At 74.1% G+C, this 21,623-nt stretch carries 14 protein-coding genes; 11 read left to right on the plus strand and 3 right to left on the minus strand.

The features are described from left to right. Positions 1–124 precede the first annotated feature (124 nt). From AB0I16_RS21890 to AB0I16_RS21915, 6 genes are all read left to right on the plus strand, one after another. Positions 125–3,736 carry a CDP-glycerol glycerophosphotransferase family protein gene (locus tag AB0I16_RS21890; RefSeq protein ID WP_363251128.1) on the plus strand — a complete coding sequence of 1,204 codons (3,612 nt, stop codon included), beginning with the start codon at positions 125–127 and terminating at the stop codon, positions 3,734–3,736. Next, on the plus strand, positions 3,733–5,256 hold the full coding sequence (locus tag AB0I16_RS21895) for a hypothetical protein (protein ID WP_363251129.1): 1,524 nt from the start codon (positions 3,733–3,735) through the stop codon (positions 5,254–5,256). Before AB0I16_RS21890 ends, AB0I16_RS21895 begins: the two co-directional genes overlap by 4 nt. Positions 5,257–5,377: 121 nt before the next feature. Then, on the plus strand, positions 5,378–7,039 hold the full coding sequence (locus AB0I16_RS21900; protein ID WP_363251130.1) for a glycosyltransferase: 1,662 nt from the start codon (positions 5,378–5,380) through the stop codon (positions 7,037–7,039). A 115-nt stretch (positions 7,040–7,154) separates the two neighbouring features. Next, on the plus strand, positions 7,155–8,150 hold the full coding sequence (galE, locus tag AB0I16_RS21905) for a UDP-glucose 4-epimerase GalE (protein WP_363251131.1): 996 nt from the start codon (positions 7,155–7,157) through the stop codon (positions 8,148–8,150). Between the two features lie 1,493 nt (positions 8,151–9,643). Further along, positions 9,644–10,408: an ABC transporter ATP-binding protein gene (locus AB0I16_RS21910; RefSeq protein WP_363251132.1), complete on the plus strand. Its 765-nt coding sequence runs from the start codon at positions 9,644–9,646 to the stop codon at positions 10,406–10,408. Continuing rightward, positions 10,405–12,975 (plus strand): FtsX-like permease family protein, encoded by a 2,571-nt coding sequence (locus tag AB0I16_RS21915; RefSeq protein WP_363251133.1) that lies wholly within the window; start codon positions 10,405–10,407, stop codon positions 12,973–12,975. The genes AB0I16_RS21910 and AB0I16_RS21915 overlap by 4 nt, the downstream gene beginning before the upstream one ends. A gap of 17 nt (positions 12,976–12,992) precedes the next feature. Here AB0I16_RS21915 and AB0I16_RS21920 read toward each other — a convergent pair whose 3' ends face one another. Together AB0I16_RS21920 and AB0I16_RS21925 are read right to left on the minus strand one after the other, a co-directional pair. Beyond that, the gene (locus AB0I16_RS21920) at positions 12,993–13,637 is read right to left on the minus strand and encodes a response regulator transcription factor (RefSeq protein ID WP_363251134.1); all 645 of its coding nucleotides are present in this window, start codon (positions 13,635–13,637) and stop codon (positions 12,993–12,995) included. Next, a complete protein-coding gene (locus AB0I16_RS21925) occupies positions 13,625–14,827 on the minus strand; it encodes a sensor domain-containing protein (RefSeq protein ID WP_363251135.1) in 1,203 nt (400 codons plus the stop codon). Before AB0I16_RS21925 ends, AB0I16_RS21920 begins: the two co-directional genes overlap by 13 nt. Positions 14,828–15,010: 183 nt before the next feature. Here AB0I16_RS21925 and AB0I16_RS21930 point away from each other — a divergent pair, with 183 nt between their 5' ends. Then, positions 15,011–15,178: a hypothetical protein gene (locus AB0I16_RS21930; RefSeq protein ID WP_363251136.1), complete on the plus strand. Its 168-nt coding sequence runs from the start codon at positions 15,011–15,013 to the stop codon at positions 15,176–15,178. A gap of 29 nt (positions 15,179–15,207) precedes the next feature. Here AB0I16_RS21930 and AB0I16_RS21935 read toward each other — a convergent pair whose 3' ends face one another. Continuing rightward, positions 15,208–15,828: a TetR/AcrR family transcriptional regulator gene (locus AB0I16_RS21935; protein WP_363251137.1), complete on the minus strand. Its 621-nt coding sequence runs from the start codon at positions 15,826–15,828 to the stop codon at positions 15,208–15,210. Positions 15,829–15,961: 133 nt separating this feature from the next. Here AB0I16_RS21935 and AB0I16_RS21940 point away from each other — a divergent pair, with 133 nt between their 5' ends. The 4 genes from AB0I16_RS21940 to AB0I16_RS21955 all read left to right on the plus strand — a co-directional run bounded on the left by AB0I16_RS21940 (position 15,962) and on the right by AB0I16_RS21955 (position 21,612). Next, positions 15,962–16,879 carry an ABC transporter permease gene (locus AB0I16_RS21940; RefSeq protein WP_363251138.1) on the plus strand — a complete coding sequence of 306 codons (918 nt, stop codon included), beginning with the start codon at positions 15,962–15,964 and terminating at the stop codon, positions 16,877–16,879. Next, positions 16,872–17,666, plus strand: coding sequence for an ABC transporter ATP-binding protein (locus AB0I16_RS21945; protein WP_363251139.1), 795 nt, complete (start codon positions 16,872–16,874; stop codon positions 17,664–17,666). Before AB0I16_RS21940 ends, AB0I16_RS21945 begins: the two co-directional genes overlap by 8 nt. Before the next feature lie 71 nt (positions 17,667–17,737). Further along, positions 17,738–19,939, plus strand: coding sequence for a CDP-glycerol glycerophosphotransferase family protein (locus tag AB0I16_RS21950; RefSeq protein WP_363251140.1), 2,202 nt, complete (start codon positions 17,738–17,740; stop codon positions 19,937–19,939). Continuing rightward, positions 19,936–21,612, plus strand: coding sequence for a glycosyltransferase family 2 protein (locus AB0I16_RS21955; protein WP_363251141.1), 1,677 nt, complete (start codon positions 19,936–19,938; stop codon positions 21,610–21,612). Before AB0I16_RS21950 ends, AB0I16_RS21955 begins: the two co-directional genes overlap by 4 nt. Positions 21,613–21,623 lie beyond the last annotated feature (11 nt).

The following is a 21,623-nucleotide window of genomic DNA, read 5'->3' on the forward strand; positions in this document are numbered from 1 at the left end:
CACCGCCTGTCGAAGACCTCGCGTCACTCATCCGGGTGGAAGGCGGCGAAGCGGCTGACCAGCGCGAGCGGACAACGGGCAAAGGGGATAAATATGCCCGTACTCTTACGAAAGGCCGGTCGCCGTGCAGCCCCGTCTCAGCGTCGTCGTGCCCATCTACAACGTCGAGGAGTTCCTTCAGGAGTGCCTTGAGTCGATCGCCCGGCAGACCCTCGACGGTGGTGACCGGCCGGGCGGACCCGGGAGCGAGGGGGCGGGCGGCCTCGGGAGCGGAGGGGCTGGTGATCCCCTGAGCGAAGGGGCGGGCGGCCTCGAATGCATCCTCGTCGACGACGGCTCGACCGACGACAGCCCCCGCATCGCCCGCGAGTTCGCCGCGAGGGACCCGCGCTTCGTCTACGTGCGCCAGCGCAACGCCGGGCTGAGCGCCGCCCGCAACACCGGGGTGCGCAAGGCGTCCCCCACCGCGGAGTTCCTCACCTTCGTCGACAGCGACGACGTCGTGCCGCACGGCGCCTACGCGCGGATGATCGCCAGCCTGGACGCCACCGGTTCGGACTTCGCGAGCGGCAACGTCTGGCGGCTGACCGAGCGCGGCCGCTCCCAGGCCTGGCAGTACAAGTGGCTGACCGAGCCGCGCACCCGTACGCACATCACGCGCGACCTGGACCTCCTCGCCGACCGCGTGGCCTGGAACAAGGTCTTCCGGCGCTCCTTCTGGGACCGCCACCGCTTCGCCTTCCCCGAGGGCAAGCTCTACGAGGACACCCCCGTGATGATCCCGGCGCACTTCCTCGCCGCCTCCGTCGACGTGCTCAGCGACCACGTCTACTACTGGCGGGTGCGCGAGGGCTCCATCACCCGGCGGCGCACCGACGTCAAGGGCGTGCGCGACCGCATCGCCGCGTGCGCGCACGTCAGCGCCTTCCTCGCCACGCACGCCCCGCAGCTCAAGAAGACGTACGACGCGTCCTGCCTGCGCGACGACTTCGTCTACTTCCTCGAAGGGCTGCCGACGGGCGGCCCCGAGTACCGCGCGGCGTTCATGACGGACACGGCCGCCTTCCTGCGCCGCGCCGACCCGTCCGTCATCGGGGAGCTGCCCGTCGGCCTGCGCGTCAAATGGCAGCTCGTACGGGAGACGCGGACCGCCGAACTCATCGGCCTGCTCGCCTTCGAGCGGGCCAACGGCTCCGCCTTCCACGTGCGCGGCACGGTACGGCGGCGTGCCGCCTACCCTGACATCGGCCGCGTCCCCGAGAAGCTGCTGCGGCTCGGCCGGGACGAACTGCCGGTGGTGGCCCGCGTCGGCGAGACGCGGTGGGGCGACGACGGCAAGCTGCGGATCAGCGGCTACGCCTACGTGCGCAACCTGGAGGCGTCGCGGCCCGGGCACTCCGTCAAGACGGGGCTGCTCAAGTCGGCGCGCGACGGGCGGCGCATCCGCCGGGTGCCGACGCGGACCGTCACCGCGCCGAAGGCCACCGAGGAGTCGCGGCAGCGGCTGCACTGCTACGACCTGTCCGGCTTCGAGATGACCGTCGACCCGGAGCGGCTGCGGACCGGCGGCCGGTGGCGGCCCGGCACCTGGCTGCTCGGCGTGGTCGTCGCGGGCCACGGCACCGTGCGGCGCGCGGCCGTCCGCGCCGCCGACGGGCCCTCCGCGCAGACCCTGGTGCGCGAACTGGACGACGGCCTCCGCCTCGCCGTCGGCTACAGCAGGGGCCGGCTCGTGCTGCGCGTCCAGGAGTACGCGGCGCGCGTGGAGGCCCACCGGCTCGACGGGGGCGACGTCGTGCTGGACGGCAGCCTGCCGGGCGGGCCGCGGCCCGAGTCGCTGCGCCTGACCCACAAGCACTCGGGGACCGACTTCACCTACCCGCTGAGCGTCGCCGGGGACCGCTTCGAGGTCCGCGTACGCCTCGCGGACCTGACAGGGGTGCCCCCCGTGCCGCACCTCGCGCCCAAGGAGGTCGAACCGCCGCACGGCGACCGCTTCCAGGCCAACCTCGTCCTGCCCGACGGCACCCTGAAGTCCCTCGCCGCGACGCTCGGCCTGGCGCCGGGACGCTACCCCGCGGGCCCCGGCCGTGAGCTGTGCGCCACCGCCAACGACCAGGGCGCCCTGGTCGTGGAGCTGACCCGGCAGCCGGTCGCCGACCGCGTCGAGTGGGGCGACGACGGCACGCTGACGATCGAGGGCGTGGCCACGGCGGCGTCGTGGCCCGATGCCGAACTCGTCCTGCGGCACAGCGGCCTCGACGAGGAGCTGACGGTCCCCGCCGAGCGCACCGGCGACCGCTTCCGCGCGGTGCTCGCGCCGGGCGGCGGGGCGCTGCGGGAGGGGCGGTGGTACGCGTTCCTGCGGGAGACCGGGGCGACCGGGGCGGCCGGGGCGGCCGGAGTGAGCGGCGGCGGGGTGGCCCGTGGCCATGACGTGAGCGGCGGCGGGGTGGCCCGTGTCCACGACGGCATGCCCGTGCGGCTGCTCGCCTCCGTGTCCACCGGGCTGCCCCTGCACCGGGCCGTCCAGGGGCGGGAGTTCGCCGTCGACCGGCGGTTCGGCGACCGGCTGCTCGTCGAGGCCGGGCCCGTCCTCGCGCGCTCCGAACGCGGGGCGTACCGGCAGCACAGGCTCCGCACCGCCCACTACCCGGCCTGCCGCAGGCGGCCCCTGACCGACGCCGTCCTGTACTTCGACGGCGACTCCCCGCGCGCCGTCCACGAGGAGCTGGTGCGGCGCGGCGCCGACGTCGAACACCTCTGGGTCACGCACGACCAGCAGACCCGCGTGCCCGCGGGCGCCAAGGGCGTGGAGGAGCACAGCGCCGCCTGGTACGAGGCGCTGGCCCGCTGCCGGCGCGTCGTCACCTCGGGACACCTGCCGGACTTCTTCGAACGCCGCGAGGGCCAGACCGTCGTACAGACCTGGAACGGCGCCCCGCTCAAGCGCATCGGCATCGACCTCACCGACACGCTCTACGCCGACCACGGCCACCTCGACGCCCTGCCGAGGTTGTCCCGCCAGTGGGACGTCCTCGTCTCGCCGAACCGCTTCTCCACCCCGCACCTGGGCCGTGCCCTCGCCTACGACGGCGAGGTGCTCGAAGCGGGCTCGCCCCGCAACGACGTGCTGTTCGGCGACGACCGCGGCAAGGTCGCCGACCGCGTCCGCCGCGAGCTGGGCATCCTGCCGGACAAGCGGGTGGTGCTCTATGCGCCGACGTACCGCGACCACCTCGCGTACCGCCCCGGCCGGTTCCGCTACGAGCCCGCGCTCGACTTCGGCGCCGCCGAGTCCGCGCTCGGCGGCGACCACGTCCTGCTCGTCCGCAAGCATCCGCTGACGACGGGCCGGCTGCCGGGCGCCCGCCCGCCCTTCGTGCACGACGTGTCGGCGCACCCGAGGGCGGCTGAACTCCTGCTGATCGCGGACGTCCTGGTCACGGACTACTCCTCCCTGATGTTCGACTTCGCGCACACCGGGCGCCCGATGCTCTTCCACGCGTACGACCTGGAGCACTACCGCGACACCGTGCGCGGCTTCTACCTCGACTTCGAGACGACCGCGCCGGGACCGCTGCTCACCTCCACCGGCGAGGTCGTCGAGGCACTGTGCGACCTGGAGTCGATCGCGGACCGGCACGCGGAGGCGTACGCGGCGTTCCGCGAGGCCTACTGCGACCTCGACGACGGCCGTGCGGCGGCCCGCGTGGCGGAGAGGCTCATGCGGTGACCGGCACGCTCGTCACCCGCGGGACCGCCAACGGCGCCACGGCACTGCACGGCGGCCGGCGGTGGCGCCCGTCCCCGTACGCCGTCTTCGGCGGCCTGTTCTGGCTGGTGATGTCGCTGGCCTTCTGGCGGGTCCCGATGTGCTGCGACTTCGGGCAGCACGCGGCGGTGGTCGAGCGCCTCAAGGACGACCTGCTGCACCCCGCGCACCCGATGGCGGACCTGCCGGGCGACGGCAGCCCGTACTACTCGCCGTACGCGGTCGCCCAGGGCCTGTTCGCCCAGCTGGCCGAGATGGCGGGCCGGGAGGTCGTGAAGCTGAGCGGCCCGGTCAACCTGCTCGTCCTGCTGACCGGCATCGGCCGCTTCGTGCGCGTCCTCACCCCCCGGCCGTGGGCGCCGGTCCTCGCGCTGGCCGCGATGGTGCTGCTCTGGGGCACGCGAATGGCGTGGTGGAGCGGCTATCTGGGCCTGATGTCGATGACGGGCAACCTCGGCTATCCGTCGACGTTCGCGATCGGCCTCGCCTTCTGGGCCTGGGCGTGGGCGGGCGCGCTGGCCCGTGAGCCGCGCGGGGGCCTCTGGCCGTACGCGGGGCTCGGCGCGCTCTGCGGACTGATCCTGCTCGTCCATCCGATCTCGTCGGTGGCGGCGGTGATCGGCGTGGTCGCGTTCGCCGTGCCGTCGGTCGGTGTCCGCTGGGCGGTGACCGCGCTGACGGCGGTGGCGGTCGCCTCGGTCTGGCCGTACTACAGCGTGTTCTCCCTGGTCGGTGACGAGTCCGTCGACTGGATCCACCGCCAGCTCTACACGGACATGCCGCAGCGCTTCTGGCTCGCGCTGCTCGGGCTGCCCGCCCTGTGGCTGCGCTTCCGCAGGGACCGCGGGGACCCGCTGGTGCTGATGTTCGCCCTGGACTGCCTCGTCGTGGCGTACGGCTGGGTCAGCGGGCACTACACCTACGGGCGCATCCTGGGTCTGACGCTGGTGCCGCTCCAGTTCGCCCTCGCCGTCGAGCTGGCGGCGCCGCGGACCTGGGGGTGGCGGCGAGGGGCCCTCGCCGGAGCCGCGGCGCTCGGGGCGGGCGTCGGGTTCTTCCAGCTCCAGGCCGGTGCGGTCGTGCCGCGCGCGCTCGATCCCATCGGCTTCGACCAGCCGCCGCGCTGGCCCGGCTACGACTGGGCGGTCGGCCACATGCGCCGCGGCGACGTCGTCCTGACCGACGGCTACCGGCCCACGCGGTCCGTCCCCGGCCACGGGGCCAACCTCGTCGCGCCCGCGTGGCCCGACGCCTCCCTCGACGAGCGGGTGCGCGAGCGCCGCCTCGACGCCGTGCGCGCCTACCTCGCTCCCGGCTCCACCCGTGCCGAGCGGTCCGCGATCGTCCGCGCGTACGACGTGCGGTGGCTGCTCCTCTCACCGGACCAGAAGGTGCCGCCGGAGGCGGTGGTCGTGGACTGGAGCCGGGGCACGGGCGAGGTTCTCGCACGCGTGAACGGACGGGCCCAGGGTAGGGACTAACCCACGCATACACCCCCACAGCGCGTAGATATACCCATAGCGCGCAGACATACCTATGACGCGTAGATATACCCATGTCCACCTAATCGGATAATCAGGAGAAACCACTACCATTTCCACCGTGGACCGCACCCTGTCTCAGCCGCCTGCCCGGAACCGCCCCTCCCACCACCCCCACGCGCAGGTCTCCGTCGTCGTGATCGGCTACAACGACGCGGCGCACATCGCCGGCGCGGTGCGCTCGGCACTGGCCCAGGGCCCCGTGGTCGGCGAGGTGATCGCCGTGGACGACTGCTCCACGGACGGCAGCGCCCGCCTCCTGGCCGCCCTCGCCGAACGCGACCACCGCGTACGCGTCATCCGCCGCACCGCCAACAGCGGCGGCTGCGGCACCCCCCGCAACGACGGGATCGACGCCGCCGCCTGCCCGTACGTGATGTTCCTCGACAGCGACGACGTACTGCCGCCCGGCGCGGCGGGCGCGCTGCTCGCCGCGGCCTCCGCGCAGGACGCCGAGGTCAGCGCCGGACTGTGCGTGCGCCGCGAGCTGCCGTCGGGGCGCGAGGTGCCCTGGCAGCCCGAGCTCTACGCGGCGCCGCGGCTCGTCCCCCGCCCCGAACTGCGCGCCCGCCTCGTCCACGACACGCTCTGCGTCGACAAGCTGTACCGCACGGACTTCCTCCGCGAGCACGGCGTCCGCTTCCCCGAGGGCCGCTTCATCTACGAGGACTTCGTCTTCGCCGCGCGCGTGCTCGCCGCGGCCCCGCGCATCGCGCTGATCCCCGACACGGTGTACGTGTGGCACGTGCGGCGCGCCGCCACCCGGCTCTCCATCTCCCTCGACCGCTCCGGGATCGCCAACTGGCGGGCCCGCATGGCGGCCCACCGGCACTCCGTGGAGATCCTGCGCGACGCGCCCGGCGGCGAGCGGCTCGCACGGGCGGCCCGCGCGAAGTTCATCGACCACGAGCTGCGGATGTACGTCCGCGAACTGCCGACGCGGAGTCCGGGCTACCGGCGCGAGTGGTGGTCCCTCACCCGCTCCTACCTCACGGCGTTCGACGCCGCCGACCTCGACGCGGCGCCCGCCCCCGGCCGCGTCATCGCGCGCGTCGTCCTCGCCTCGGAGGAACCGCGCGACCTCAGGCGCCTCAAGGAGGTGGCGGCGCGCCCGGCCCGGCTCACACCGCCCTACCCGAGGGGCGCCGACGCGATGCCCGTCTGGGCGGACGACCTCCCCCAGGTCACCCTGGAGCACCTGCTCGTACGCCCGGTCCGCCTGCTGCCCCTCACGGTCGAGGGCGAGCTGCGCCCCCGCGGCGGCAAGGCCCGGCTGACGCTGCGGCTGCGCGAACTGTACGGGCGGGTCGCGGACGCGGGCCCCGCCACGGTCGACGTCGAACTGCTCCACCGCCACAGCGGTCGCCCCGGGCAGCGCCGCACGGGCGCGTTCGGCACCGCCCGGCCGGACGGTACGTGGACCTCCACCGTCCTGCTCGACCTCGGGGCACTGGAAGGCGGTGTCTGGGACGTCAGGCTGCGGCTCCACTTCGCGGACGGAACGACACGCGAGACGACCGCGCGCGCCGCCGCGGGCCCCGGCCTGCTGCGCCGCACGGTGGTACCGGACGGCCGGCACGGAGTGCTCCTGGTCCAGCCCTACGCCACCCAGGCGGGCAACCTCGCGCTCCGGCTCGCGCCGGGGGTGCGGGGGGTCGTGGGGGTCGCGAGGCGGCGCCTGGGCCGGCTGGCCCGCGGGGCCGCGGAGGCCGTGGGCCGCTGACCGGCTCCCGACACCGCCTCTGCGAGACTGCACGCGACTCGACGGCTCACGACGAAGCACAACGACGCACGACGATGCAGGACGACGCAGGACGACACGACGGGACGAGGCGACCATGACCTGGCTGATCACCGGCGGTGCCGGCTACATCGGAGCGCATGTCGTCCGTGCCATGACGGAGGCCGGCGAGCGGACCGTGGTCTACGACGACCTGTCCACCGGCATCGCGGGGCGCGTCCCCGAGGGAGTACCGCTGGTGGTCGGCTCGGTCCTCGACGGCGACACGCTGCGCCGGGCGCTCGCGGACCACGCGGTGACCGGCGTGGTCCACCTGGCGGGGAAGAAGCGGGTCGCGGAGTCGGTGGAGCGGCCGCTGCACTACTACCACGAGAACGTGGAGGGCCTACGGGCCCTGCTGGACGCCGCGTGCGCATCGCGGCCGGCACGGTCATCGACGCCGTCGTCGGGCGTGCGCAACTTCGTGTTCTCCTCCTCCGCCTCGGTGTACGGCATGCCGGACGTCGACCTCGTGACCGAGGAGACGCCGTGCCTGCCGATGAGCCCGTACGGGGAGACGAAGCTGGCCGGTGAGTGGCTGGTACGTGCCGCGGGCCGCGCGCACGGCCTGACCACGGCTTCCCTGCGGTACTTCAACGTGGCGGGGGCGGCGTCGCCGGAACTGGCGGACACGGGTGTCTTCAATCTGGTCCCGATGGTCTTCGAGAGGCTCACCGCCGGTGAGGCCCCCCGCATCTTCGGCGCGGACTACGCCACGCCGGACGGCACATGCGTACGTGACTACATCCACGTCGCCGACGTCGCCGAGGCCCACGTGGCGACGGCCCGCGCCCTCACCTCCGCCGCGCCCGGCACCGACCTGACGCTCAACATCGGGCGGGGCGAGGGCGTGTCCGTCCGCGAGATGACGGACCTGATCAACGAGGTCACGGGCTACGACACCCCCGCCACCATCACACCCCGCCGCCCCGGCGACCCGGCAAGGGTGGTGGCCTCGGCGGAGCGCATCGCGGTGGAACTGGGGTGGACGGCGAAGCGGGACGTACGGGAGATGGTCACGTCGGCGTGGGAGGGATGGGTCAAGCCAACGTAACCGGCCGGGGCCGGCTCCGGCGGGCCGGGGGCGTTGCCCGGTTGCCGGGGCCGCCCGGTCCCCCGGCAGTGTGGGCTGGGGGGCGGGAGGTGGGGTGGGCCTGAGGCGTTGCCTGATTACCGGGGCCGCCCGGTTCCCCGGAAGTGTGGCGCCTCCGCCCCGCCAGTAAAGGGCGCTCCCTATCGGTCGCGTCGGCTGCGCCGATTCCGCTTTCGCTCCACCCTTGACTGGCGGGGCTCCACCGCGAAGCTGCCATTGACCGGGCGGCCACGAATGGGGGCGACGGGGTCCGGGGGTGGGGGGTGCCGGCTTTCCTGCCGGGTGCGGACCAGTCCGTCGCAGCCTCGCCGAGGCCGATGGCTGCCTCGGCCGGGCGGACCGGCTTCCCTCCGGTGGCAGTGTCGGGTGCCCTCGCCGACTGCCGACCGGCCCATACGGGGTACGGGACAGGGCCAGCGCTCACCCCGGCCGGACCGGACTCCCTCCGGTGGAGGGAGCAGGTATCGCTGCCGAGTGGCGGCCCGGTCCATACGGGGCGCGGGACAGGGGCAGGGCTCGGGCGGGCGGTCCGGACTTCCTCCGGGGCCGGGCATCAACTTCGCGTAGGTTGTGTTTCGCCGAACGGGGGGCGCGCGCGGTGCCGAATGCGCCTTTTCCAAATTAGGTCCCGGCCCCCACCCCCCTCCCCACCCATCACCCATCACCCATCACCGTCCACAGGACTGTCCGGGGCTCCGGCCCACAGGGCTGTCCGGGGTCCGGGGCCTGGACCACAGGACTGTCCAGGGTGCTGTCCCAGGACTGTCCGGGGCGCCGTGCTGCGGGGGCGGGACCCCGAGGCCGGGCCGGGCCGGGCCGTGTCTGTCCGACAGCCACATCGCCCCCTGACGCCCGCCCCAGAAGAACCAGTCCGCACCCGGCACCGACACCCGATGACCCAACCCACCGAAGCCATCTGCCCGGCGACCACCCCCACCGCGTCACGCCCACGCCAGAAGGACTAGTCCGCACCCGGCACCGACACCCGATGACCCAACCCACCGAAACCGTCTGCCCGGCGACCACCCCGCCCCCTTGCGCCCACGCCAGAAGGACTAGTCCGCACCCGGCAGGAAAACCGGCACCCCCCACTAAGCCGTTCCGTCGCCCCCATCCGTGGCCGCCCGGCCAATGGCAGCTTCGCGGTGGAGCCCCGCCAGTCAAGGGTGGAGCGAAAGCGGAATCGGCGCAGCCGACGCGACCGACAGGGAGCGCCCTTTACTGGCGGGGCGGAGGCGCCACACTCCCGGAGAACCGGGCGGCCCCGGCAACCAGACAACGCCCCCGGCCCACCGAAGCCGGCGGCCCCGGCAGAAGCAACGCCCCAGGCCAGGTGTAGCCACCTACACCCCCACCACGGGACCAGACTCTCTCGCCCCCCACCCCCCGAATTCCTAGCGTTCTCCGTGGCGGCGCAAGCCGGCAGCAGCGGCACCCCGGAGAGGACGTACGACATGTTCAGGCGGCAAGGCCGAGGCCCGCGGCCCGTGGTGAGTGAGGCCGGGGCGCTCGTGCTCGACGGGGTCGGCAAGCGCTACCGGCGCGGCGTGACCGCCCTCGCCCCCGTCGACCTCGCCGTGCCCCGCGGGCACTTCCTCGCCGTCATGGGCCCCTCGGGCTCCGGGAAGTCGACCCTGCTGCAGTGCGCCGCCGGGCTCGACCGGCCCACCACCGGCACCGTCCGCATCGGCGGCGTCGACGTCGGCTCGCTGAGCGAGGCCGCGCTGACCCGGCTCCGCCGCGAGCGCGTCGGGTTCGTCTTCCAGGCCCACAACCTCGTACCGTCCCTGAGCGTCCTGGAGAACGTCTCGCTGCCGCTCCTGCTCGCCGGCGTCGACGACGCCGATGCGGCGCGGCGCGCCCTCGCCGACGTCGGGCTCGGCGGGCGCGCCGACGACCGGCCCACCGAACTCTCCGGCGGTCAGCAGCAGCGCGTGGCCATCGCCCGCGCCCTGGTGACCTCGCCCGAGGTCGTCTTCGCCGACGAACCCACCGGTGCCCTCGACCCCGTGACCGCCCAGGACGTCCTCGCACTGCTGCGGCAGGCGGTCGACAGGGACGGGCACACCGTCGTGATGGTGACGCACGACCCGTCCGCCGCGGCCTGGACGGACGAGGCGCTGTTCCTCACCGGCGGCACCGTCGTCGAGCGTCTCCTCCACCCCGGCGCGGCCCAGGTGCACGCGGTCATGCGCTCCCTGGGGAGGGCCGCCGCGTGAGCGACAGCACGCACGCGCGGGGCAGCGCCCGTACCCGTCCCGTCTCCCTTCTCGCCCGCCGCGCCTCCCGCCACCACCGCAGGGCCTGGGCCGCCGTCTTCGCCGCGCTCGCCCTCACGTCGCTGCTGCTCGGCTCCTTCGGGCTCACGCTCGCCTCCGCCGGGCTGGGGCACGCGCGCGTGGAGCGGTACTCCGCCGCCGACCTCGTCGTCACCGGGGACCAGAACACCCGCTACACCGCCAAGCCCTGGGGCAGCAAGCCCGAGACCGTGACGGCGGGCCTCACCGAGCGCGTGCGGGTTCCGCGGGCCGCCCTGGAGACGGTGCACCGCGTGCCCGGAGTGCGTGACGTCGTCGCCGATGAGGTGTTCCCGGTCGGCGTAGGGGGCTCCGAAGCCACCGGGCGGCCCTGGGACGCCGCCCGGCTCGGTTCGTACGGGCTGCGGGACGGGGGCCCGCCGCGGCGCGCCTCCGAGGTCGTCGTCGGCGAGGGCACGGCGCCGACCGGCCGGCGCGTGGCCGTGCGCGTCGACGGAGTCGTCGCCACGTACACCGTGACCGGCGTGGCCGCGGGACCGCGCGACGCCGTCTACTTCACCTCCGCCGAGGCGCGGCGGCTCGCCGGGCACCCCGGTTCCGTGGCCGCCGTCGGCGTGACCGCGGAGGAGGGGACGCGTACCGCCACGCTGTACGAGCGCGTACGGCACGCCGTGGACGCCGCCGAGTTGCGGAGCGTCGGGCATCGGGCCGAGGGTGACCGTGCCAAGCTCCGGGTACTGGCCGGGGACGGGCGCGGCGGGGCCGAGTTCCTCGCCGCGGCCCCCGCGCGGGCCGGGATGCTCGCGCTGCTCGGTTCCGTGGCGGCGACCGTCGTGCTGATCGCGCTGCTCGTCGTGGCGTCCACGGTGGTGCAGGCGCTGGCCCAGCGCTCCCGGGAGCTCGGCCTGTTGCGGGCGGTCGGTGCGACGCCTCGGCAGTTGCGGGGCGCGGTGGGCCGCGAGGTCGGCCGGGTCGCCGCGTGGGCGGCGTTGGCAGGGGCGGCCGGGGCGGTGCCCGCCCATCTCGGGCTGCGTGCCCTGCTCCGGGCCCGTGGCGCGCTGCCGCCCGGCCTTGAACTGCCCCTGCCTGCCTGGCTGCTGGCCGCGCCCCTCGTGACGGCCGGCCTCACGCTGCTCATCGCCCGCGTGGCGGCCCTCATCGCCTGCGCGCGGGCGGCGAGGCTACGGCCCGCGGAGGCGTTGCGCGAGCCGGGGTCCGGCACGGCGCGCCGGGTCACCGGTCTCGTGCTGCTGTTCCTCGGGGTGAGCGCGGCCGGCACCGCCACGCTGCAGGACGGGGAGGCCGCGGCTGCCGCGGCCGGTGCGGCGACCGTGGTCCTGGTCATCGCCTGTGCGCTGCTCGGCCCCTGGATCGCGGAAGGGGCGATGCGGGTGCTCGGCACCCCGCTGCGCAGGTTCGGCGGGGCGGCGGGGCACCTCGCGGCGGCCAACTGCGCCGCGTTCGCGCGGCGTTCGGGGGCGGCGCTCACGCCGATCATCCTGGTCACGGCGTTCGTCACGGTGCAGCTCTCGGCGGGCGCGACGGTGACGCACGCTGCGGGCGGCCAGGCGGAGGAGGCGGCGCGGGCGGACCACGCGGTGACGGCGGCGGGGGGCCTGCCCGCGGGCACCCTGGGGCGGATCAGGGACGTCCCCGGGGTGGTGGCGGCGACCCGCGTCACGCACGGCACCGTCGTCCTCGCCCGCCGGGAGACGGGCGAGCCCCGCCTCGACCGCCTGCCGGTGCTCGGCGTCACCCCCCGCGGTCTGGCGCGGACGCTGGACCCCGGCGTCCGCGAGGGCGACATCGGCCGACTGCGTCCCGGCACGGTGGCGGTCGGCCACGACCAGGCGCGGGCCCTCGGCGTACGCCCCGGTTCGACCGTGGCGCTGCGCTTCGGGGACGGCGTCGAGGCACGGCTGAAGGTCGTGGCGACGTACGAGCGCGAACTGGCCCTCAGCGGCTTCCTCTTCGCCCGCGAGCAGCTCGCCCGGCACACGTCCCCGGCCGGGGCGGCGGCGGACCGCGTCCTGGTGGCCGGGCCCGGTGCCGACGCGAGGGCCCTGCGGAAGGCCGCCCCGGGGGCGGAGGTGACGAAGGACCCCGCGCCCGAGCGGCTGGAACCGGAGGACCAGGCGTTGGGCGAGGTCGTGACCGTCGCCGCGGTCGCCGCGATCGGCGGCTTCGCGGTGATCGCCGTCCTGAGCACCCTGTCGCTGATCACGATCGGGCGGCGCCCGGAACTTTCCCTGCTGCGCCTCGCCGGGGCGGGGCGGCGCCAGCTGCGGCGGATGCTGCGCCTGGAGGCGGCGGCCACGGCCCTGACCGGTCTCGTGGTCGGCGCGGCGGTGGCCTCGGTGCCGCTGCTCGCCTTCAGCGTGGCCTTCGCGCACAGCCTGCCGCACCTCCCGCCGGTGCAGGCGGTGCTGATCGCCCTGGTGGTGGCCGCCACGGCCGCCGCGGGCACGCTGGTGCCGTCCTGGGCGTCGCTGCGGGGCCGCTACCCGGCACCCGCCAGGCGGGGCTGAGGCTCAGGAAGCGCGGCCTACCCCTTGTTCAGATACGCCAGGACAGCGAGCACCCGCCGGTGCCCGCTGTCGCTCGGCGGCAGCCCCAACTTCGCGAAGACATTGCCGATGTGCTTGCTGACGGCACGGTCCGAGACGACGAGGAGCGACGCGATCGTGGTGTTGTCCCGGCCCTCGGCCATGAGCTGGAGCACCTCGCGCTCGCGCGGCGTGAGGGAGTCGAGGGGGTCGTCGCGGCGCCGCGTGAGCAGTTCCGTCACGACCTCCGGGTCGAGCGCGGTGCCACCGTCGGCCACCCGTTCGAGCGCGTCGAGGAACTCGTCGACCCGGCCCACGCGGTCCTTCAGCAGATAGCCGACGCCGCTCGCGCCGCCGCCGAGCAGTTCGGCCGCGTACGTCTCCTCGACGTACTGGGAGAGGACGAGGACCGGAAGGCCGGGCAGTTCGGCGCGGGCCGCGAGCGCCGCCCGCAGTCCCTCGTCCCGGAAGCCTGGCGGCATGCGCACGTCGAGGACCGCGACGTCCGGCCGGTGGTCGAGGAGGGCGGGCAGCACCTCGGGGCCGCTGGAGGCGACGGCCACCACCTCGTGCCCCGCGGAGGTGAGCAGGAGCACCATGCCCTCCCTCAGCAAGGCGTTGTCCTCGGCGATCACCACGCGCACGGCAGCTCCACTTCGATCACGGTCGGCCCCCCGGCGGGGCTCGTCACGGTCAGGGTCCCGTCGAGGGCGGCGACCCTGCGCCGCATGCCGAGCAGCCCGGTGCCACCGTTGCCGCCGGCCGCGCCGCCGGCCCCGTCCTCGGCCCCGCCCCGCCCCTCGTCACGTACCGCAATGCCCAACACCCCGCCCGCCCGGAAAAGTTCCACGGTGGCCCGCTCGGAGCCGCTGTGCTTGGCGGCGTTGGTCAACGCCTCGGCGACGACGAAGTACGCGGCGGCCTCCACCGCCGCCGGGGCCCGTACCGCCTGGCCCGCGGCGTCCTCGACGCCCCGCGCGGTGACCGTCACGTCGAGTCCGCTGCCCGCGGCCAGTGCCCGGACGGCACCGAGGAGACCGCGGTCGGTGAGGATCGGCGGATGGATGCCGCGCACGACGTGCCGCAGCTCGGTCAGCGCCTCCTCGGCCTGCTCCTGGGCGTCGTCGAGGAGTCTCCGCGCGGCTTCGGGGTCCTTGTCGTAGGCGCGGCGGGCGAGCCCGACCCGCATCGACAGGGCGACGAGCCGCGCCTGCGTACCGTCGTGCAGGTCGCGTTCGATGCGGCGCAGCTCGGCGCCGTGCGCGGCGACGGCCCCGGCGCGCGTGACGGTCAGCTCCTCGACGCGCTCGGCGAGGTCGGCGTTGCGCTGCGCCTCCGGGGAGGGCAGCAGGAGGGCCCGCGACCAGGCGGCGTCCAGGTCGGCGAGGCGGTCGAGCAGCGGCAGGGCCACGGCGCGCTGCCGCAGGAGCCCGCACCAGAAGCCGTCGATGAGCAGGCCGAGGATGCACAGGGGGATGGCCACGTACATCAGGGCGCAGCCGTACACGAAGTGGGCGGTGAGCCAGCGCAGGTCGCGCCAGGTGCCGGGGTCCTTGAGGGCGGTCCGCACGCGCTCGCGGACGCCGCCGGTGAGCGGGGCGTAGGCCTCGGGGACGGGGGTGCCGCTCCAGTCGCCCACCAGGCGCCGCTTCAGTCCCGCGGTCCTGCGCAGCAGCAGCACGGTCTCGGGCAGCACGGCGGCGCCGACCACGAGCAGCGTGACGACGGCGGTGAAGAGGACCAGCGCCATGAAGAGGTACGACGCGACGGCGAGCCCGGCCGCCTTGCCCAGCTGTGCCAGGGCGCGGCCCGCCGCCCCCACCGTCTCTCTCATCCGGTCAGGCTAAGTCACCGCGCGGGCGGGGTCCGGCGGGCGGACCCCCCACCCGGGGGTGTAGCGCGCTACACCATGGCTTCGGGAGAGGGCACCCTCGTGGCGGGACCTCGGAGACGGGAGAGTTGGTGCCGGGCCGCCGCACGGGGCGGCGGCCGCAACTCTCCGGAAGGACCGACTCCCATGAGGCCTCTGCTCTGGCTGGTCTTCTCGCTCGCGATCGTCGCCAACGCGATGCTCAGCCTCACCTCCTGGGACGGCGCCACCCGCGTGATGGCGAGCGTCGGTACGGGCGTCGTGGTGCTGGCGACGGGCACGGCTCTGTGGATGACGCGGCGGCGCGACGCCTGAGCCCTCGCGCGGCCGGACGGAGACGCTCCTCAGAGCGCGCGCAGCCCGGCAGCCGTAGCCGTCGCGAGGCGCTCCAGGTATCCCTTGGGCACCTTCGCGCGGACCACCACCGAACGCCAGTAGAGCGGCCCCGAGACCAGGTCGAGGGCCAGCTCCTGGTCGAGGTCCGCACGGAGGTCGCCCCGCTCGACGGCGGCCCTCACGATGCCGCTCGCCACCCCGTACTGCCCCTCGCGCAGCGCCTTCTGCAGGGCTTCGGCGATCTCGGGGTTCCGGGCCGCCTCGGCCTGGAGGTCGGGGATGACCTGCGAGGCCACGGGGTGCCGCAGGGCTCGGGACGTGACCTCGTACAGCAGGCGCAGGTCGCCCTCCAGGGAGCCGGTGTCCGGCGCGGGCAGCCCCTGGACCGCCAGGGCCGACACCAGGTCGAGCACGAGGTGCAGCTTGGAGCGCCAGCGGCGGTAGACGGCGGTCTTTCCGACGCCCGCGCGGCGCGCGATGCCCTCGATGGACATGCGGGCGTACCCCACGGAGGCCAGTTCCTCGAAGACGGCGGCCCTGATCGCCTCGGTCTTGTCCTCGCGGAGCACGGCGGCTCCGGCGGGGGGCCTGCGGCGCGGCTGTTCATCCTGTGGCCTGCTCGTCGTCATACGGACAGCATAGGACGAGGCGACGATACGGTTGCGTTCCGACGCGGAGAGGCCCTACTGTCGGCGTGACGACGAAACGGTACCGTCCCGTCGTGCGTGACATGTACCGCCTCCCCGAGCGAAAGCAGCGGATGTGAGTCAGGCCCTCGACACGCCGCCCCACCCGACACCGCCGGCCGCCGAGCCCTCCCCCGCCGAACTCGCCGCCCGGCACGGCCTCACCGTCAGCGGCGCCCGCCCCTCCCTGCCCGCGTACGTCGGGCAGCTCTGGCGGCGCCGCCACTTCATCACCGCCTTCGCCACCGCCAGGCTCACCGCCCAGTACAGCCAGGCGAAGCTCGGCCAGGTGTGGCAGGTGATGACGCCGCTGCTCAACGCGGCGGTCTACTACTTCATCTTCGGCGTCCTGATGGACACCAGGCGCGACGTCGAGGACTACGTCCCGTTCCTGGTCACCGGCGTCTTCGTCTTCACCTTCACGCAGGCCTCGGTGATGGCGGGCACGCGCGCCATCTCCGGCAGCCTGGGCCTAGTGCGCGCCCTGCACTTCCCCCGGGCCTCACTGCCGGTCTCGTACTGCCTGCAACAGCTCCAGCAGCTGCTGTTCTCGATGTGCGCGCTGGCCGTGATCCTGCTCTGCTTCGGCGTCCCGCCGACGGTGTACTGGCTGCTCGCCCCGCCCGCGCTCGCGCTGCAGTTCACGTTCAACACCGGTCTGGCGCTCGTCATGGCCAGGCTCGGCAGCAGGACGCCGGACATCGCGCAGCTGATGCCGTTCGTGCTGCGCACCTGGATGTACGCGTCCGGAGTGATGTGGAGCATCGACGCGGTCCTCGCGGACCGGAACCTGCCGCACGCCCTGAAGGTGCTCCTTGAGTGCAATCCGGCCGCCGTCTACATCGACCTGATGCGGTTCGCGCTGATCGACAGCTACTCCTACGACCGGCTGCCGCACCTGGCCTGGGCGTGGGCGGCCGGCTGGGCGCTGCTCGCGGGGGCCGGCGGGTTCCTCTACTTCTGGAAGGCGGAGGAGACGTACGGCCGTGGCTGAGAAAGCAGACCAGGGGCCCGCCCCCACCGTCGTCGTCGACGAGGTCGACATCGTCTACCGCGTGCACGGCGCGGGCGCCACCGCGGGCAGGGGCGCCGCCACCGCCGCGCTCGGCCGCATCCTGCGGCGCGGTCAGGAGCGCGGCGTACGCACGGTGCACGCCGTCAGGAACGTGTCGTTCACCGCCCGCAGGGGCGAGGCCATCGGCCTGATCGGCACCAACGGCTCGGGAAAGTCGACGCTGCTCAAGGCGGTCGCGGGACTGCTGCCCGTGGAGCGCGGCCGCATCTTCACCGACGGGCAGCCGTCCCTGCTCGGGGTGAACGCGGCCCTGATGAACGACCTGACCGGCGAGCGCAACGTCCACCTCGGCGGCCTCGCGATGGGCATGTCCCGCGAGCAGATCAAGCAGCGCTACGACGACATCGTCGACTTCTCCGGCATCAACGAGAAGGGCGACTTCATCACCCTGCCGATGCGCACGTACTCCTCCGGCATGGCGGCCCGCCTGCGCTTCTCCATCGGCTCCGCCAAGGACCACGACGTCCTGCTCATCGACGAGGCGCTGGCCACGGGCGACCGCTCCTTCCAGAAGCGCTCCGAGGCCCGCATCCGCGAGCTGCGGGAGCGCGCGGGCACGGTCTTCCTGGTCAGCCACAACAACAAGTCGATCCGCGACACCTGCGACCGGGTGCTCTGGCTGGAGCGCGGCGAACTGCGGATGGACGGCCCGACGGGCGAGGTCCTGAGGGAGTACGAACGGTTCACGGGCGGCGGCAAGGGCTGAGACACCCCTTTTGTCACAAGAACGCTCGCATCCTTACACTGTGGGAGCGTTTCGCAACGGAAGGAGTCCACGTGCAGCCACGGCTGAGCGTCATCGTCCACGGGCGGAACGTCCAGGGTCGCATCGGCGCCTGCCTGGACGCCCTGACCGCGCAGGCGTCGGATGCCTTCGAGGTGGTCGTCGCCGCGGTGGGCGCCTCCGCGCAGGAGGTGGCGGCGGACAGGCCCGGCGTCACGGTCGTCCCGCTGCCGGAGGGCACGGACGACGGGACGGCGCGCGGCGCGGGCGCCGAGCGCGCGGCCGGCCGGTGGCTGCACTTCGTCCACAGCAAGGACACCGTGCCGACGGGCGCGCCGCGCACCGTCGCCGACAGAGTGGCCGAGCTGCCGGACGGCGTGGACGTCCTCGTCGTCGACCACGTCCGCTCGACGTGGCGGCACCAGGGGATGCCGAGCCCCGACGGCGGGATTCTGGCGCGGCAGGGCCGCCGCGACCTGCCGCTCGCCGACTCCCCCGACCTGCTCAAGGTCACCCCGCTGCTCGGCAACCGGGTGCTGCGGGCCGGCTTCTGGCACGCGCACCGCACGGACCTCGCCGTGTCCGACGAGCGGTTCGCGGCATACGCGGCCCTGCTCGACGCCGAGCGTGTCGCGACGCTCGACCACATCGCCCTGAACGTGACGGAGCTGCGCGCACAGAGCCTCCCCGCGGGGCCGCCCGAGCGGCGCTACGAGGTCATCGACCGCTACGAGGCGCTGCTCGCCCTGGCCATGGACCGCGGCGCGGGTCCGGCACCGCTCGCCGCGCTCTACGACATCATGCTCGGCGCCTGCCTGCGCGTCGTGTCCCGGGAGCAGTTGCCGGACCCGGTGCGCAGGGAGTTCTTCCACCGCGCGGCGCGCGCGGCCGTGGCCTGGCGCCCCGAGGGGCACGAGCACCCCGGTGGTCTCGACGGTGTGCGGCGCCGCATCCTCGAAGAAGACGCGTACACGAAGTACCGCACCTTCCAGACCGTCAACCGGCGGCGCCGCGAGCTGCGGGCGGCGCTGGCCTCGCGCAAGCACAAGGTGGGCCTGAAGGTCCGCGACCTGCGCTACCGCAGGGAGCTGGAACGCCCCGTCGACCCGGACCTCGCGGTCTTCTCGGCGTACTGGGACCGCGGCGTGGCCTGCAACCCGGCGGCCATCGCCGCGAAGGCCGCCGAACTCGCCCCGCACATCCGCCCGGTGTGGGTGGTCTCGGCGGCGAACGTGCCGCTGCTGCCGCCCGGCACCGACCACGTCGTGCCCGGCACGCGCCGCTACTGGGAGGTCATGGCCCGCGCCAAGTACCTGGTGAACAACGTGAACTTCCCCAACTCGGTCGTGAAGCGCCCCGACGCCGTCCACGTCCAGACCCACCACGGCACACCGCTCAAGCGCATGGGCCTCGACCAGCTCGACCACCCGGCGGCCGCCAAGGGCCTGAACTTCCACAGCCTGCTCGAACGCGTCGACAAATGGGACTACAGCGTCTCCGCCAACGGCCACTCCACCCGGATGTGGGAGCGCGCCTACCCCTCGCGCTACACGTCCCTGGACTACGGCTATCCGCGCAACGACGTCTTCTACACCGCGACGGCCGCCGACATCCGCGCGGTCCGCGAGAAGCTCGGCATCGCGCCGGGCAGGCGGGCCGTCCTCTACGCGCCCACCCACCGCGACTACGAGGCGGCCTGGACCCCGCGCCTCGACCTCGCCACGCTCGCGGACCGCCTGGGCGAGGGCACCGTCCTGCTGGTCCGCGGCCACTACTTCTACGGCGGTGCGGCCTCGCCCCTCGCGGGCCTGCGCCGAAGCGGCCGGGTCATCGACGTCTCCTCGTACGACCCGGTGGAGGACCTGTGCCTGGCCGCGGACGCGCTGGTCACGGACTACTCCTCGATCATGTTCGACTACGCCGGCCTCGACCGCCCGATCGTCGTCTACGCCGACGACTGGGAGACGTACGCCACGACGCGCGGCGTCTACTTCGACCTGTTGGCCGAGGCACCGGGCCCGGTGGCGCGCACGCAGGACGAGTTGACGGACCTCCTGCTCTCGGACGCCTGGCGCGACGAGGCGTCCGCGAAGGCGCGCGCGGCGTTCCGCAGGCGCTTCTGCGAGTACGACGACGGGCGCGCGGCCGAACGGGTCGTGCGCCGTGTCCTGCTCGGCGAGAGCGAGGCGTCCCTGCCGCCCGTGGTCCCCCTCGACCGGCGCACACCGGCACCGACGCCCGAGGAGGCCCTGTGAGCGGTGCGCCCGACGTGACGGTGACGGTGATCGTCTACAACGACGCGGAGCGCCTGCCCCGCGCGGTGGCGTCGCTGCGCCGCCAGACGCACGCCGGCATCGAGATCATCATCAGCGACGACCACTCGACGGACGCCACGCCGGACGTGGCGAGGCGGCTGGCCGCGGAGGACGACCGCGTGACGTACCTGCGCCTGCCCGAGAACAGCGGCGGGTGCAGCGCGCCGCGCAACCGCGCCCTGGACATCGCGCGCGCCCCGTACCTGATGTTCCTCGACAGTGACGACGAACTCCCCGAACGGGCGGTCGAACTGCTGCTCGCCGCGCACGCCGAGGCGGACGTGGACTTCACGATGGGCGCGGTGGAGCGCGTACGGGTGGACACGGGCCGCACCTCCACCTGGATGCCGCACCTGGTGGCGGAGCGCCGCACGGTGCACGGCATCGAGGCGGAGCCGTCCCTGTTCTTCGAGCACCTGTCGACGAGCAAGATGTACCGCAGGGACTTCCTCGACCGGCACGGCCTGCGCTTCCCCGAGGGCATCCACTACGAGGACCAGCTCTTCTCGGCCCAGGCGTACTGCCTGGCGCGGGCCTTCACGGTGATCCCGGAGCCCGTCTACCGCTGGTACATAGCCCCCTTCGAGGCGGCGGAGTCGGCGTCGATCTCCAACCAGCGCCACAAACTGTCGAACGTCGCGGACCGCGTCCACGTCCAGCGCCTGATCGACGGCTTCCTCGCGTCGAGCGGCCACGCGGACGCCGTGCGGGAGGCCAAGGACCACAAGTTCCTCAAGCACGACTTCCGGATGTACGCGGGTGACCTGCCGTTCCGTGACGAGGAGTGGCTGAAGGGCTTCGCGGACATCGTGAACCCGTATCTGGCGGAGCTGTCCCCCGGCGCGTACGCGCGGCTGCCGCGCGCCGAGCGGGTCGTCGTCCGGCTGGTGCGGGACGGCCGCCTCGGGGACGCGCGGATCGCGGCGCGGGGCCTCGGCCACGGGGTCGCGCCGCGCGAGACGGTGCTGGGCGGGGACGGCCGCGTGTACTGGGGCGCCGAGGTCCCGCCCGCCGCTTCCCGCGAGGACCTGGACGTGACGGACCTCGGTCTGGGCACCCGCCCCTTCCCGAGCGCGCGGTTCCGCCACGAGATCACCCGGGTGGAGCGCGGCCCGGGAGCCTCGGTGGACCTCGCGATCCGCACCTACGACCCGGGCCTGCGCCTTCCGGTGGGCCCGCAGGTGGCGAAGCTCCTGCTGGCGCCGGGCCGGCGCCGCATGGTGGTGCCGTTCCGCCTGGACCCGGTCCGCCCCGGCGTCTTCGAGGGCTCGGCGCGCCTGGACCTGACACAGGCCCGGCTCCCGGTCAACGGCTTCGAGGGCACGCGGCACCCGGTCCTGCTCCTCACCTCGGGACGCCTGCGCAACACGTCGCTGCTCCTGGCGCCCCTGTCGTTCCCGCCCTTCAGGGCCCGTATCGGCTACCGGGGCGGGGCGACCCCGCACGAGGTGACGGTGGAACCGGAGGGCCGCGGCCCTGGCCGCCTCCAGCTCCGCTGGACCCCGGTGGGCGTCACGGCCCGGGTGATACGCCCCCTGGCCCACCGCACGGCCACGAGGCTGGGCTCCCGCGTCCGCAGGGCGGCCGGCCTGGTGGCGAGCGCGGCACGCTGACGCCCAGCGCC

Source organism: Streptomyces sp. NPDC050703 (assembly GCF_040654435.1).
Lineage (GTDB): Bacteria > Actinomycetota > Actinomycetes > Streptomycetales > Streptomycetaceae > Streptomyces.